Here is a 13,637-nt window from a genome sequence, read left to right as displayed (position 1 = left end):
ATCCAATGTTTAAACTGATCACAGACACCGGAGCCGATTTGACACACGATCAAATCATCGAATACGGTCTTGAGATTTTACCGCTCGGTGTCATCATCGACAACGAAGAATTTTTAGACGGCGAAACGATTCAACCGAAAGAAGTATACGATGCGATGCGTCAGGGTAAGACGCCAAAGACGTTCCAAATCGAGACGTCACGAATCGAACACTGTTTCCGTCAGCATCTCGAGGCTGAAATCCCGTTCTTATATCTCGCTTTCTCCGGAGAACTCTCCGGTACATACCAAACCGCTGTCATGGTCGGCGAAATGTTGAAAGAAGAATATCCAGACAGTACATTCACGGTTCTCGATACACGGACCGCCTCTGTCGGACAGGCATTGTTCGTCAAAACGGTCGCAGCGTATAGTCAAGACCATACGTATGAAGAAACGGTCGAGTATGCCGCTTCGCTCGTCGGTAAAGTCCGTCACTTGTTCACGGTCGAATCACTCGAATATTTGATGCGGGGCGGACGTGTCTCGAAGGCGAGTGCTTTCATCGGAGACTTGTTGACGATTTTACCGTTATTGACGGTCGAAGACGGCAAGCTCGTCCCGATCGAAAAGGTACGCGGTCATAAAAAGGTCATGCGCCGGATGGTCGAACGGACAGTCGAATCGAAGTCGATCGTCGAGAACGGAGACCTCTTCATCGGTCATGGTGACGACCTAGAAAAAGCCGAACAGTTCGAGAAGATGGTCCGCGAACATCTCGAACCGAAGCACATCACGAAGACACTGGTCGGGTCTGCCATCGGTGCCCACACCGGTCCCGGTCTACTCGTCATCGCCTATTTCGAGGCATGAAAAAATGAGCTCTCCCGATTTTCGGGCGAGCTCATTTTCGTTTAGCGATTCCAGTTTTTAAATCCATCACCGAACTGCGCGTAATTTTCGTCTTGGAACACACCGTCCACAAATTTCGGTACATCTACCGGCAGTTTCCCTTGCGGCTTCACTTCACCGAAGATGGCACGAATGCCTGCCGGCAAGTTCGGACCAGCCGACTTCAAGTTGCCCGCCTCCGAATCCGGTCCATTCGGGTCGCCTTTGAATCCATAGATTAAGAGATGTGCGGGGGCATCCGGTTGAACGGCGATGTCGTATGGGTTGCGCAAGCTAAGTAAGACTGACTTCTTCCCTGTCTCGTTTGCGTAACGGAACACCTCCGCCGGCACGTAATGATCAGCTGACGTCGGCTTCAGTTTGGCGCTGTTGTTCACGTTCGAACCAACGATGATATAGTCAGCCGCTTCGACTTGTTGCCGTAGTGCCGGATTTTGATTTAGATGCGGCGTTGATGCTGAGTAGTTGGCCGTGATGACGTTCACGTCTTTCATATTCCCTGCATTCTTTTCTAGTGACTTGATTGTTTTCACCATGCTGTCCGTTTGGTCTTTCGCTGGCGACAAGACGAGCACCGTGTCTCCTTTTTTCGGTTTGAATGGAAGCGTCTTCTTCTCGTTCTTCACGAGAGTGACGGCCGCCTCCGCGATTTCACGTTCCTTCGCTTTATGCTCAGCGCTTCCTACCGTTGCATTCGCTTCTGCGAGCTTCATCTCGAGCGTCGTGGAGTCCGTCGTTTCTCCCCAAATTCCACGCTCTGCTTTCAGTTTTAAAATGCGTTCCACTGATTCATCGATGGTCGCCTCCGATAAACGTCCATCCTTCACTGCCGCAATGACTTCCTCAAAGATTGCTTCGAGTTTGATCACATCTGCTTCCGAGCGTAAAATCGTCGGCATGAGCGCGATGTCGACCCCTGCTTCGAACGTCTTGATGACCGCCTCTGCTTCCGTAAAATTGTCTGCGATGGCTTGCATGTTGAGTGCGTCGGTCACCACGATTCCTTCATATCCAAGTTCCTCACGAAGCACTCCCGTGATGACATCATCCGAAAGCGTCGCCGGGAGTGGGAACGTGCCGCGTTCTGATTCGACGACCTCGTCCTCGATTTGTGGCATCCCGATATGCGCCGTCATGATCATGTCGATTCCTTCTGTGATGGCACGTTTGAACGGTAACAACTCGAGACCACGCAACTCGTCGAGTGATTTATCGACAACCGGTAACCCATAATGCGAGTCGACGGCCGTATCGCCATGACCTGGGAAATGTTTCGCCGTTGCTGCAACGCCTTGGTCTTGAATACCTTGTGTCATCGCGGAACCGAGTTCCCCGACTAGTTCGGGGTCGCTCGAGAACGAACGGACGCCGATGACCGGATTTCCCGGATTGTTGTTGACGTCAAGTACCGGTCCGAAGTTCACGTTTACCCCGAGTGCGTTCAATTCAGAACCGATGATTTTCCCTGCATCATAGGCATATTGACTGTTACGTGTGGCCCCGAGTGCCATATTCCCCGGTAAATTCGTTCCCGTCCCAAGTCGTGTCACAATCCCACCTTCTTGGTCGATCGTGACGAATAACGGGACATCATTGCTGGCATCTTGTTTCACGACTTCTTGCAAATCATGAACGAGTTTCGTCGTCTGTTCCGTTTCCTTCACGTTCTCCGCAAACAATATCACTCCACCGAGATCGAAACGATCGATGACACGCGCCACTTCCGGTGCAAGAGATGTATGGTTCGCCCCGTTCCATAATCGGAAGTCCGGCATGATCATCTGCCCGATTTTTTGTTCGAGCGTCATCGACTCTAGCTTCGTGTTGACGCGCTGGTCAATCGACATCGTCGGCGTCCCTTCCGCCACGACCGCGTCTGCTGCTGGAACCGACGAGACGAGCAATGCCGTTGTCAATCCGAGTGTTGCCGTCCAATTCAGTGCCTTGTTCATGTTCCCACTCCCCTTAGTCAAATTTGGCTGACCCCCAAACGAAAAGGCATGGAGGAAGAAGCGTTGCCTCATCAACGCTCGTTCACCCCATGCCTGATCGCATCAGTTACATTTGGTCCTTATTCAGGTGGTCAACAACAGTATAGCAACTCCACTTTTTAGAAACAATTGTTCAAGTGAAAGCGTAACCATTTTGAAACAATGTTTCTGTTTTGATACACAGTGAACTGTATTGGCAAAACTAATAATTTCTGTGGTTCGTTTTTGATTCGTTTTTTGGTAAACTCAATTCGATACAGGTTAACTTTCAAAAAGGGGGAAATTATTGTGGCAAGAGGGGAATTGAAACGTAAGCCGGAATGGTTAAAGATCAAATTAAACACGAACGACACGTATACCGGCCTAAAGAAAATGATGCGCGAGAAAAATTTACATACGGTATGTGAGGAAGCAAAATGTCCGAACATCCATGAATGTTGGGCGGTACGTCGGACTGCGACCTTCATGATTCTCGGGAGCATCTGTACACGTGCTTGCCGTTTTTGTGCCGTCACGACCGGAAAACCGAACGAGCTCGATTGGGAAGAGCCAAAACGTGTTGCCGAATCGGTTCGACTTATGAACTTGAAACACGTCGTCATCACGGCTGTCGCGCGTGACGACTTGAACGATTACGGGGCTACTGTCTTCGCAGAAACGGTTCGCGCGGTTCGCGCCATGAACCCGGAGACATCGATTGAGGTGCTCCCGTCAGACATGATGGGTGATTTCTCTGCCTTGCAGACGTTGATTGATGCGGGTCCTGACATCATGAACCATAACTTAGAGACAGTCCGTCGCCTCACACCGAGAGTTCGTGCGAAAGCAACATATGACCGCACACTCGAGTTCTTGAAGCGTTCGAAAGAATTGAACCCGGATATCCCGACGAAGTCATCGATCATGGTCGGACTTGGGGAGACGAAAGAGGAATTGATTGAAGCGATGGATGACCTACGCGCGCACAATGTCGATATTTTGACGCTCGGTCAATACTTGCAGCCGACGAAGAAACACCTTGAGGTGGAACGTTACTACCATCCAGACGAGTTCGCCGAGTTGAAAGAGATCGCTCTATCAAAAGGATTCTCACATTGTGAGGCTGGTCCACTCGTCCGTTCGTCATACCATGCGGATGAGCAAGTACACAAGGCGCGTCGCCACACGATGTTGCCAATCGACTAACAGAAAGAAGAGAGATTATGACTGGTACGACGTGGCATTTACTTAGAACTGAATCGACTTCCCCGGCCGAAAATATGGCGATTGATGAAGCCATCGCCAATTGGGTCGCGAAGGGAGAGCTCAAACCGACGCTTCGTTTTTATTCATGGGCACCTCATGCAATCAGCGTCGGACGTTTCCAGCGAGCGACGCGTGACTTGGACCGGGACGCCCTCAAAGCGAACAATATTCCGGTCGTTCGTCGCTTAACAGGGGGACGTGCCGTGTTGCATGCGGATGAGTTGACGTATAGCGTCATCTTGCCTGAATCGACCCCTGCCCTCCCGACGAATATCATCGAGAGCTATCGCCTACTCACGGAAGGGGTTCGCCGCGGATATCACGAACTCGGCGTCCCCGCCGAATTTTCGGTACCATTGACGGAAGAGGATCGCGAAGCGCTCCGCAAACCAAAATCGGCCGTCTGCTTCGATGCTGCTTCATACTATGAGCTTGCTGTCGACGGGAAGAAGATCGCGGGTAGTGCACAAGTGCGCCATCAAGGGGCCGTGCTTCAACATGGTTCGATTCCTCTCTCCGTCGATGATGAGGTGTTGTTTGACTGTTTCGCGATGGATGAGACGGAGAAATACGAAGCCAAAACCCGCTTCAGCGAAAAAGCCGTCGCCTTGAACGACACGTTAAAGCGTTTCGTTTCCTTTGACGAAGTAGCGGCCGCATTCGAGACCGGTTTCAAGGACGCGTTCTCGTTAACGTTCGAACCGCTTGTCTTCACGAAAGAACAGCAAGCCGAAATCGATTTGCTCGTCAAGAAGTACGAGAGTGATGAATGGGTCTGGAAACGCTAAAAAGATTGTCCCTTTTGATCAGGGACAATCTTTTTTTATGCCGTGTTTGTTCGGCGCAACAGATGGCGCACTTCTCGGAACGTGACGAATGTTTTGTTGTTCGCATCATACAATTTGTAGCGTAACGATTTCAAACTTGAAAACAGTCCGATTGTCGTTGCCCGTTGTAACGGCGGTGTCGACGTATGTGCTTTCTCTAGATGATAGTTCGGCACGCGTGGACTCAAATGGTGCACGTGGTGGAATCCGATATTCCCCGTCACCCATTGAAGCACTTTCGGCAACTCATAATACGAACTTCCTTCAATGGCCGCCTTCACATAATCCCACTCCTGCTCATCTTCGAAGTATGAATCTTCAAACGTATGCTGGACATAGAACAACCAGATTCCAAGCACACCGGCGATGAACATCGTCGTGCCTTGAACGATCAAGAACGCTTGCCAACCAATCAGATAGATGAGCGCGCTATATAGGACGACGAGAGAGATATTGATGAGATACGTGTTGTGTCGTTCTTTTTTCCGCGCGTCCTTTCGGTTGAAACGACTCGTGACGAGAATAAGCCAAAGTGGTCCGAGACCGAACATAACGAGCGGATGACGATATAGGCGATACTTTAAACGAGTCCATTTTGACGCTTCTATGTACTCCTCAATCGTCATGACCCAGATGTCGCCGACACCCCGTTTATCCAAATTTCCACTCGATGCATGATGAATCGCATGCTCTCGCTTCCACTTCTCGTATGGGAATAACGTCAAGACCCCTGTGATGGTTCCGACAATGGCGTTCGCCTTCTTATTTTTAAAGAATGAACCGTGCGTACAGTCATGGAAGATGATGAACATCCGCACGACAAATCCTGCTGCAATCAGCGTGAACGGCAATGTCAGGAAAATCGAGACACTCAGTAGTTGGTACGCTAAAAACCACGATACGAGAAACGGTAAAATCGTATTGATCATCTGCCGCACACTGATCCGAATATCGGACTTTTCAAACGGCGAGACGTGCTTTCTTAATTGGGCAATCTTTTCTTTACTCATAACAACCTCCTTGAATTCAACAGCGTCACAACGCAAAAATATAGATAAAACCAACAACCAACGTTGTTCAATGTGAATTCATGGATCGGAAGTATTCCCTATCAAGAATTAACACTAGGTCATTATATCACGTATAAAACTTATGTGGTGAAAATTCAGAAAAAAGACTCGCCCCTATCTTTAGAGACAAGTCTAACTGATTCATTGTTGCGTATAGATGGAAACCGAGCCACCGTTGACGAAGAACTCGCCCCAACCGTCCGCATTGATCGTCACGAGACGTCCGTTATTTCCTGTCATGTCTTTCCACACTTCCCCTGCATTCTGTTTTCCGACATACATCCATTTCGACCCGCCTGATCCGTCCGACAAAATCGTCGCAAGACCAGACTTCGCACGGTCCGTCACCCCTTCACGTGTCCACCCGATGACGTCTTGGTGATTGATGTAATCATGTTGTGTGCCGTAGGCGAAATCTTTACGCGCTTTCAAAATCGGCTGAAGCGACGCTGACATATTCGGGATTTCACGGTTCGTCGTCCCTTTCGTTCCATAATAATCTCCATAGAAGAGTGCTGGATATCCTTGACCGCGTGTCATGATGGTCGCATAGGCAAGCGGTTTGAACCAATTCGCGACCGTTGATTCCAGTGACTGCCCTGGTTGTGAGTCATGGTTGTCGACAATGGTGACAGCGAGTGTAGGATGCTGCTCGACGACCGTACCTTTTAAAATGTTCCGCATGTCATAGTAACCGCCACCGTTCCCTGCCGCTTGGAAATTGTAATGGAGTGGTACATCGAATACGGAATGAGTGTAGCCCGTCTTGGCCAAGTAATCATTGATGGCCCCTAAGTCATTCTTCCAATACTCCGCAACAGTGAACATCTCTTTTCCGGTTGCCTGACGGACACTCGTCACCCATTCCTTTAAGTATGAATGATTGATATGCTTCACCGCATCAAGTCGGAAGCCGTCCAATCCGAGTGAATCTGCGTACCATTTCCCCCAGTTTTTCATCTCCTGACGTACTTCCGGATGCTCAAAATCGACATCGGCGTACATCAAGTAGTCATAGTTCCCGTTCTCACCCGACACTTCACTGTCCCATGCTTTACCCGTGCTCTTGAATTTGTAGATACGGCTCAAACTCCGTGACTGATCCCAATCAGTCCCGTCAAAGTGATACCAACGCCACTTGAACGGGGAGTATGTATTGTTGCGGCCCGCAAAGTTGAATCCCGTCCAGGCAGAAATGGCATATTCCCCAGACGTCTCTTGATTTCGGTTAGAAGGATTGACCTCGACCGCTTGAACGGACTCGGTATAATCCGCTCCGCCTTTATGGTTCATGACGACATCCCCATATACGCCAATCCCTTTCCCGCGTAAGTTGGAGATCGCCGACTGTAGCTGCGCTTTTGTTCCATACTTTGTCCGAGTCGTCCCTTTTTGATTGAACTCTCCTAAATCATACAAATCATAGGCCCCGTATCCAACATCATTTTGAGACGTCCCTTTATACGCCGGCGGAATCCAAACCGTGGAGATCCCGATGTCTTTCAAATGCTGCGAATCATTCGAGAGTCGGTTCCAGTGTTGCCCATCGTTTGGAACGTACCATTCAAAATATTGCATCATCGTACCGTTCTGTGGGGTCGCTGCCTGTGCGACCGGTTGCCCTGAAAGCAGTGCAATCGATGTCACTCCAGCTAGGACAGCAATCCCTTGTCGTTTCTTCAACATCCTTCATTCCTCCTCAAATAGTTAATGAAAACGCTTGCATTAATTATTGTGAAGGATTTTGATTTTGTTGCATAGATAGACACTAAAAAACAGTTCTCTCTCCCTAACTATTTCTCATTCGAATAGTTCAGTCGAACGAAACAAAGACGGATGGCTTGTGCCATCCGCCTAGTCATCCTTCCCGGCTAATTCGTTTGCGTTTGAAACGGTAGCCGATGTACGGAAGTCCTGTAAACACGAGACCGATCGTCACGAGTAGTTGAATCCCAATCAATATTGTCTCGACAACGGTTGGCCAATCAAACTGAAACAACGAAAAGAGGGCAATCCATAAAATACCTAGGATGAGCGCAGCCCTTCCCATCTGACGCTCCATGTCATGATATTTTTCCTCTGTTGTTTCGACATCCGAGTAAATCGGCTTGGCATCTCGATTTCCTTTGAAAATATGAATCTCATCCCCGGTTGATGTGACATGTTCCCACCCGCTCGACGCAAACAGGTCAAAGTAGTCTTCGTCTGGACGAGTACGATAGTCCAAACTATACTGAACGTCTTCCGGTTCCCCTTCAACGAGCGTGTATCCTAGCGGGGCAAACTTCTTCAAATGCCATCCCTTGGCCGCCATTCGTTCTAGTTTCCGCATCTCACGCTCTTCAGCAAACGCCAATCCCCAGCTCGACATATACTTTTGTCTCATCTTGATCCCTCCATATCCAAAATGGCACAGGCATCTTCGACCATCGCCTGTCGTCTCTTCACATCATCCGTTAAAATCGAGCGGCCTTTATTCGTGATTCGATAGTTCTTTTTCTTTCCGTCCCCATCCATCGGTTCAATCAGTTCGGCGTTCAACAACTTTTTGATAATCGTATACATCGAAGCCGGACCAATTTGCATTCGCCCTCGCGTGGTCTCTTCGACAAATTGCATGACTAAATAGCCATGACGTGGCGTCGTGAGCGCCAACAGGATATAAAACATACTATCCGTCAGTTCCCCTAACTCTAATGAGTCCGTTCGCGGCATCTTTCCACCTCCTATATCATTGAATGATATATTTCTTACACTCAATATATATCGTTAAATGATATATGTCAATAAATGATATAAAAAAAGCCGCACCCTTTTAGGTATGCGACTTCAAGATAAACGGTTTTAACTAGTGACATAGTCTAAATCATGCAAGATATACGCCAGGAAGAAAATCATGCTTGGATTCTCATATCGCATCTGGACTTTACGGAGCTGCTCGCGATACGTGACCTCATACTCGGCCCCGTTCATCTTCCGCTCCATGTTCATCTTGATGAGCGCATCAAGCTTGTCCATCATATCGACGAGCATTCCCTCATACGTATCGTCTTTCGAGTCAGCCATATATCGACGGAACGCCGGTTGCATATACTCAGGCAACAGTCCAAGCAGACGTTCACTTTCCGCTCGCTCGTATGCCTCAAACGCAGCCCCCGTCTCTTGCGTCGAATGTTTGACTGGACCGAGCACGTCTCCGGTCACCCCTTCAACTAAATCGTGACAGAGAAGACGAGCCACGAGTTCGGCGACATCGACATCGACGTCGTACTTCTCACGCTCTAAGAGCCCACTGAACATACCGAGCGCGGCAGCCCGGAAACCATGAATCGCATCGTTGTCGTCAATCGTGTTAAAGCGACCTTTCCAGCGACGGACACTATCCATCCGCATGACGTTCTCGATGAATCGCAACACATCCGTTTCTGCCTCGACCTGGTCGAACAGCCAGCGAACCGAATCAATCGGATGATGTCGGAGTGCGGCTTTCATCTCTTCTAGTTTGTCATCAAAGTGCGGAGAGCCGTGCGCGACTTCTCGTCGCACGAACAACATCGCATCGAACGAATCAATCCCGTCCACGATTCGACCTTCGAACGAATCATCTTCCGCTTCCACCACGAAACGATGAAAGTGAGGACGTAATGATTGCGACAGCAGCTCGACAAGACCGAGACTCGCTGTTCGTTCCATACGCTCGATGTGACCGATCAAGGTCGGTTCTTTTTTCGTCCGGTGCATGATCGGGCCCGTCTGGACTTCATTCATGTCGTGGAAAATGGCTTTCCCGAGTAAATCGAGCAAATCGACTTCACGTCCGTTCTCTTTTTCCACATAAGCCGCGATCAAGCTAAAGACCGCGACACGAAAGCTATGACTCGCTGCGTTATCATGATAATGGGGGGCATATTCATCCCACCGTTGCACGTTTTGCATACGTGTCATCTTTCGGATAAACGTTCCGTTATGCATGGTTTCACTCCTTACGATAATCGTTCAAATACATCGTCATGACAGACGACATATAACATGTCTGTTTCCTGAAGCGGCAAATCGAGCATCGTCGCCACATCCAAGCGGTCATTGACCGCGATGAGTGTCACCCCTGATTCAAGTAACGCTGTATTTGCTTGTCGAACATTCTGCCACTCGACTTTTGGTTTCAACGCTTGAATGTTCCCACCTGACTGTTTGCTCAACAACTGACGGAAAATTGCTGTCGTTCCAGGTTGTAACGTCGCTTTTGCCATCAAGAGGGAGACCGAGTCGTTCGCTAAAATAAAATCGTCGACGCGGACGTGTTTAAATTTCGAGATATTTCTTTCTTCACACACTTCGACGACCGTGTGCAAGTCCACCTGATACTCAGAAGAGAGTGCCTCGACCGCTGACGCGATCAATAACGACTTCCCATCGGCGAGTAACGTCTCCGTGATACGGGCATCCGCAAAAATCGCGACGCGTCGCGCCTTCAAGACGTTTGCTTGCAGCAATACCGTTTCATCCGAAGCATCGCCTGATACGAAGTGAACTTGATCGTGCACGTACGGTTCCTCAACTAACTGATCAATCAAGACGATCTCTGCTTTCGGTTCGTAGTTAAGCACTTCATCGATTGCTTTCTTCGTCTTCGGGGACCACCCGATATACACATAATGTCCTTCTCCACGATACACTAGTCTTCCCTCCCGTTTTAGCCGTTGAAACGTCGCACCGATTTCAACCAATTTTCCAATCAACGCCCCGATAATTCCAATCCCGAATAGGAATAAGAATATCCCGAGCCATCGCCCTGCCACGGAGGACGGATAAAAGTCCCCGTATCCGACGGTCGTCAATGTCGTCATCGTCCACCAGAACGAATCAAACAGTGATCCGAATGTCTCTGGTTCTAAAACATAACCGAGCACGGTTCCTAAGATAATGATGCCAATCGAAGCTAAGACGACATTCAAAAATGATAATTTCGCTAACCCTTTCCACACGCGAAATAAGATATGCACTGTTTCCCCCTCCTTTTCTCTTATATACTAAACGTAACCACAAAAAGATTCACGAAACCATTTTGATGGTGATCCCGTATAAGAAGAAAAAAGGAAGGACTGACTTATGAACTCCATCGTCTTAGAGTATCGTCTCTATAAAAATGAATTATCGTTCGAACCACTATACCATTACACGTCTCTCGGCTTAGACGAAGTGCTGGCTCGTCGTGAATGTGAGTTTTTCGTCAAAGACGGCATGACCTACAAACAACGCTCGTCTGCCCTTGAAGGCGATCAATACTTCTTGATTTATGTCGATCGCTATACAGAGGGACCGATGGACAAGCACGAAACGAGCGACATCAAAGTCGAAATCCGCACGCTCGACGACCGGTTTGACAACCCGTTACTCGAGGCCTATTACGTCGACCGCCACCTCGATGCGCTCGCCATGCTCGGAAGCCAGTACTTGTATGTCGTCGGTAAAGAATATGAGCGCGATTCAGCAGAAACAGATGAAGATCGTGGTGTTTATGTTATCTACGTCACACCGACTGGTTATGAATTGGAGGAATCAACATGAAGACAAGCAAGAAAATTTTAAGCGGACTATCCGTTGCGGTATTGACCACTTCCCTTGCCGCGTGCGGTGGGGATGAATATGAAGAGGCGGCACTCCCGGAAGAACCGACCGGATACGAATGTGACGATTGGGACTGGGATGACGAGACCGAGTCGTATTATTGTGACGACGACCGCTCTCCGCACTATGGTAGCTACTTCTTACTCGGTAGCCTGTTCCGCTCAAAAAATGGATTGAAGAGCTCTTCGTCATATAAGACATACAAAGCCAACGGTGGTGCGACCGGTTCCGTATCGAAAGGCTCTAATTCTGGGTCGTCAAAATCTGGACTCGGCAGTGGCTCTAAAGGTGGATTTGGCGGATGACGCGTGACGAACTTTACAGTCAAATCCCTTATTTTTGGCCCGATTTAAACGATGAAGAATATGCCTTGTACGATTGTTTTGAGATGACCGCCTCGCAGGTTGCCTCTGTCCGAGAGGCAACCGAGGCGGTTGACTCGATTTTTCGGAAGACGAATCAATTGTTACGCACCCTACCTGACGAGACGCTCTTACTGCTTGGTTACCCTGAGGCGAGTCTGCCGTTCTTACGGGAGAAGACGATGCCGCAGGAGACGATCATCGGTCGTTACGATTGGATCATGAAAGACGGTCAACTCAAATTGATGGAGTTCAATGCAGATACGCCGACCTTTATTAAGGAGCTCTTTGACGTGAACGGCGTGGTCGCTTCCGAGTTTGGTCTCCTTGACCCGAACAGAGAAGCCACCGCCCAACTGAAAATTGAGCTGCGGAAAGCGATCGTCGCCGCGTGGAATCGACTCAAACGAGAAGGCACACCAAAAATCGTCTTTACGGCACATGATGATAACATCGAAGACAAATGGACGGCACGATTTCTGCAAGAGACGCTCGATTTACCGTCTGAATTCGTACCGTTGCACGCCCTACTCGTCGACGAAGACGGCGTCTACACACCATCGGGCGAACGGATTGACATCTTGTATCGTCAAACATATCCGATCGAGCATCTTGTGGACGACCGGTCAGCAGACGGAGACTTGATTGGCATTCGGTTACTTGAACTGAACCTGGAAAAGCACGTGTCGCTGCTCAATCCCCTCTCTGCGTTTCTCATGCAATCGAAAGGCGTACAGGCGCTGATTTGGGAATTGTACGAGACCGAGACATTGTTCGATGAAGCCGAGCGCGACATCATCGACACCTATTTTTTACCGACTTACTTAGATGAGACACCGTTTCTTGGCGAATCGGACTATGTCAAAAAGCCGGCATTCGGACGTGAAGGAGACTCCGTCATCTTGTATACGAAAGATGGCCAACCGTTTCACCGGGAAACATTACAAACGTATGCGGAAGAGACGGCTGTGTACCAACAGTTCATCGAACTTCCGAAACGGATGACGACGACCGTCAAGGGTCGCGTCGAGACACATTACATGATCGGATGTTTCTGTTTGAATGGACACCCGTCCGCACTCGGCGTTCGCGCCGGCAGCATGATCACGAACAACCAATCTTACTACTTAGCCGTTGGCACACCTACACAAAAGGAGACGAACTCATGACATTCATCACACTCGATTCAATCTTAAGCTTCCTCGCCCACCTCGGGACAGGATTCGGTCTCATTCTCGCGGGACTCATCATCTTCGCCCTGACGACCAAATATTCAGAACGTAAGTTAATCAAAGAAGGCAACATGGCCGTCGCCTTGAAACTCTGGGGGAAAGCGCTCGGACTTGCCATCGTCATTTATACAGTCTGGGCGAACAGCGTCAACTTGCTCGATGCATTCATCTGGGGACTCGTCGGGATCGCCGCCCAAGTATTGGCGTTCTGGACGTTTGAATACGTCCTTACACCAGGCGTGAACTTAGAAAAAGAAGTCGAGAACGGCAACATGGCTATCGGTTTCAGCTTGTTCGCCGCATCACTCGTCGTCGGCATCATCGTCGCCGCGAGCTTGACGTACTAATTCAAACACCCCATGTACGCATTGGCGAAGCATGGGGTGTTCGTA

At 49.2% G+C, this 13,637-nt stretch carries 14 protein-coding genes; 7 read left to right on the top strand and 7 right to left on the bottom strand.

Going from position 1 to position 13,637, the window contains the following annotated elements:
• Positions 1 to 5: 5 nt before the first annotated feature.
• Positions 6 to 851, top strand: a complete 846-nt coding sequence (locus KNO61_RS08960) for a DegV family protein (RefSeq protein WP_214685376.1) — start codon at positions 6 to 8, stop codon at positions 849 to 851.
• A gap of 41 nt (positions 852 to 892) precedes the next feature.
• Here the strand turns inward: KNO61_RS08960 and KNO61_RS08955 are convergent, their stop codons facing one another.
• Positions 893 to 2,842, bottom strand: a complete 1,950-nt coding sequence (locus tag KNO61_RS08955) for a glycoside hydrolase family 3 protein (RefSeq protein WP_214813954.1) — start codon at positions 2,840 to 2,842, stop codon at positions 893 to 895.
• 288 nt (positions 2,843 to 3,130) lie between these two features.
• Between KNO61_RS08955 and lipA the strand changes: the two genes are divergently transcribed.
• Positions 3,131 to 4,066, top strand: a complete 936-nt coding sequence (lipA, locus tag KNO61_RS08950; protein ID WP_324292278.1) for a lipoyl synthase — start codon at positions 3,131 to 3,133, stop codon at positions 4,064 to 4,066.
• Between the two features lie 17 nt (positions 4,067 to 4,083).
• The gene (locus KNO61_RS08945) at positions 4,084 to 4,914 is read left to right on the top strand and encodes a lipoate--protein ligase family protein (protein WP_214873012.1); all 831 of its coding nucleotides are present in this window, start codon (positions 4,084 to 4,086) and stop codon (positions 4,912 to 4,914) included.
• Positions 4,915 to 4,949: 35 nt separating this feature from the next.
• Here KNO61_RS08945 and desA read toward each other — a convergent pair whose 3' ends face one another.
• The 6 genes from desA to KNO61_RS08915 form a co-directional block, all read right to left on the bottom strand.
• Positions 4,950 to 5,963 carry a Delta(5) desaturase DesA gene (desA, locus tag KNO61_RS08940; protein WP_078147721.1) on the bottom strand — a complete coding sequence of 338 codons (1,014 nt, stop codon included), beginning with the start codon at positions 5,961 to 5,963 and terminating at the stop codon, positions 4,950 to 4,952.
• 201 nt (positions 5,964 to 6,164) lie between these two features.
• Complete coding sequence (amyS, locus tag KNO61_RS08935) at positions 6,165 to 7,706, bottom strand: alpha-amylase (RefSeq protein WP_370148226.1); 1,542 nt, start codon at positions 7,704 to 7,706, stop codon at positions 6,165 to 6,167.
• Positions 7,707 to 7,881: 175 nt separating this feature from the next.
• The gene (locus tag KNO61_RS08930) at positions 7,882 to 8,409 is read right to left on the bottom strand and encodes a DUF2812 domain-containing protein (RefSeq protein ID WP_078147723.1); all 528 of its coding nucleotides are present in this window, start codon (positions 8,407 to 8,409) and stop codon (positions 7,882 to 7,884) included.
• Positions 8,406 to 8,738, bottom strand: coding sequence for a PadR family transcriptional regulator (locus KNO61_RS08925; RefSeq protein WP_012727454.1), 333 nt, complete (start codon positions 8,736 to 8,738; stop codon positions 8,406 to 8,408). Before KNO61_RS08925 ends, KNO61_RS08930 begins: the two co-directional genes overlap by 4 nt.
• Positions 8,739 to 8,867: 129 nt before the next feature.
• Positions 8,868 to 9,995, bottom strand: coding sequence for a YfbR-like 5'-deoxynucleotidase (locus KNO61_RS08920; RefSeq protein ID WP_078147724.1), 1,128 nt, complete (start codon positions 9,993 to 9,995; stop codon positions 8,868 to 8,870).
• 11 nt (positions 9,996 to 10,006) lie between these two features.
• Positions 10,007 to 11,026, bottom strand: a complete 1,020-nt coding sequence (locus tag KNO61_RS08915) for an ion channel (protein WP_214873009.1) — start codon at positions 11,024 to 11,026, stop codon at positions 10,007 to 10,009.
• Between the two features lie 106 nt (positions 11,027 to 11,132).
• On the opposite strand from KNO61_RS08915, the gene KNO61_RS08910 reads away from it, so the two are divergent.
• The 4 genes from KNO61_RS08910 to KNO61_RS08895 are packed head-to-tail and all read left to right on the top strand — an operon-like array spanning position 11,133 to position 13,592.
• Positions 11,133 to 11,591 carry a hypothetical protein gene (locus KNO61_RS08910; protein WP_214873006.1) on the top strand — a complete coding sequence of 153 codons (459 nt, stop codon included), beginning with the start codon at positions 11,133 to 11,135 and terminating at the stop codon, positions 11,589 to 11,591.
• Positions 11,588 to 11,956 carry a hypothetical protein gene (locus tag KNO61_RS08905; RefSeq protein ID WP_078147727.1) on the top strand — a complete coding sequence of 123 codons (369 nt, stop codon included), beginning with the start codon at positions 11,588 to 11,590 and terminating at the stop codon, positions 11,954 to 11,956. Before KNO61_RS08910 ends, KNO61_RS08905 begins: the two co-directional genes overlap by 4 nt.
• On the top strand, positions 11,953 to 13,182 hold the full coding sequence (locus KNO61_RS08900; RefSeq protein WP_214810799.1) for a glutathionylspermidine synthase family protein: 1,230 nt from the start codon (positions 11,953 to 11,955) through the stop codon (positions 13,180 to 13,182). The genes KNO61_RS08905 and KNO61_RS08900 overlap by 4 nt, the downstream gene beginning before the upstream one ends.
• Positions 13,179 to 13,592 carry a DUF350 domain-containing protein gene (locus KNO61_RS08895; protein WP_034770831.1) on the top strand — a complete coding sequence of 138 codons (414 nt, stop codon included), beginning with the start codon at positions 13,179 to 13,181 and terminating at the stop codon, positions 13,590 to 13,592. The genes KNO61_RS08900 and KNO61_RS08895 overlap by 4 nt, the downstream gene beginning before the upstream one ends.
• Positions 13,593 to 13,637 lie beyond the last annotated feature (45 nt).

This window comes from Exiguobacterium sp. s140 (assembly GCF_018617035.1).
GTDB classification, from domain to species: domain Bacteria; phylum Bacillota; class Bacilli; order Exiguobacteriales; family Exiguobacteriaceae; genus Exiguobacterium; species Exiguobacterium profundum.
This window is presented reverse-complemented; position numbering and strand designations above follow the sequence as displayed.